Annotated in this window: 1 protein-coding gene; it reads left to right on the forward strand. The window is 66.1% G+C overall.

Translation table 11 applies throughout. The features are described 5' to 3' along the window. Nucleotide 1 precedes the first annotated feature (1 nt). The gene (gene tuf, locus C5708_RS19375; RefSeq protein WP_242923643.1) at nt 2-1,192 is read left to right on the forward strand and encodes an elongation factor Tu; all 1,191 of its coding nucleotides are present in this window, start codon (nt 2-4) and stop codon (nt 1,190-1,192) included. Nucleotides 1,193-1,318: the final 126 nt, after the last annotated feature.

The raw sequence follows: 1,318 nt of genomic DNA on the forward strand, positions 1-1,318 counted from the left end.
GATGGCCAAGGAAAAGTTCGAACGCAACAAGCCGCACTGCAACATCGGCACGATTGGTCACGTTGACCACGGCAAGACGACGCTGACGGCGGCGATCACGATGGTGCTGGCCAAGACGGGCGGCGCGACGGCGAAGAAGTACGACGAGATCGACGCGGCGCCGGAAGAGAAGGCGCGTGGGATCACGATCAACACGGCGCACGTGGAATATGAGACGCAGAACCGTCACTACGCGCACGTGGACTGCCCTGGGCACGCTGACTATGTGAAGAACATGATCACGGGCGCGGCGCAGATGGACGGCGCGATCCTGGTGGTTTCGGCGGCGGACGGCCCGATGCCGCAGACGCGCGAGCACATCCTGCTGGCGCGCCAGGTCGGGGTTCCGGCGCTGGTGGTGTTCATGAACAAGGTCGACATGGTCGACGACGCCGAACTGCTCGACCTGGTCGAGATGGAAGTGCGCGAGCTGCTGTCGAGCTACGACTTCCCGGGCGACGACATTCCGATCGTGAAGGGCTCGGCCCTGGCGGCGGTTGAAGGCCGCGAGCCGGCGATCGGCGAGGACCGCATCCTTGAGCTGATGACGCAGGTCGACGCCTACATCCCGCAGCCGGACCGTCCGATCGACCAGCCGTTCCTGATGCCGGTGGAAGACGTGTTCTCGATCTCGGGCCGCGGCACGGTGGTGACCGGCCGGATCGAGAAGGGGATCGTCAAGGTCGGCGAGGAAGTGGAGATCGTGGGTCTGCGGGCGACGCAGAAGACGACCTGCACGGGCGTGGAGATGTTCCGCAAGCTGCTGGACCAGGGCCAGGCGGGCGACAACGTCGGCGTGCTGCTGCGCGGCACCAAGCGTGAAGACGTCGAGCGCGGCCAGGTGCTGTGCAAGCCGGGTTCGATCACGCCGCACACCAAGTTCGTGGCCGAGGCCTATATCCTGACCAAGGAAGAAGGCGGCCGTCACACGCCGTTCTTCACCAACTACCGTCCGCAGTTCTACTTCCGGACCACGGACGTGACCGGGATCGTGCGCCTGAAGGAAGGCGTGGAGATGATCATGCCGGGCGACAACGCCGAGCTGAACGTCGAGCTGATCACGCCGATCGCGATGGACCAGGGCCTGCGCTTCGCCATCCGCGAAGGCGGCCGTACGGTCGGCGCGGGCGTGGTGGCCAAGATCGTCGAGTAATCGGCGACGGGCGCTTGGGGCCTGCCCGACCTGGGCGGGCCCGAGCCAGACAAGCCTGAACGAGATGACCCCGTCGGGAACCCTCCCGGCGGGGTTCTTCTTTGCACGCTCCCGTCCAGCGGCGGC

Origin of the sequence: Caulobacter sp. CCUG 60055 (assembly GCF_022750545.1) — a bacterium.
In the GTDB taxonomy this organism is placed as follows: domain Bacteria; phylum Pseudomonadota; class Alphaproteobacteria; order Caulobacterales; family Caulobacteraceae; genus PUIC01.

Coding starts and splice junctions, on each gene's coding strand:
- tuf (WP_242923643.1), top strand. CDS start 2: ATGGCCAAGGAAAAGTTCGAACGCAACAAGCCGCACTGCAACATCGGC.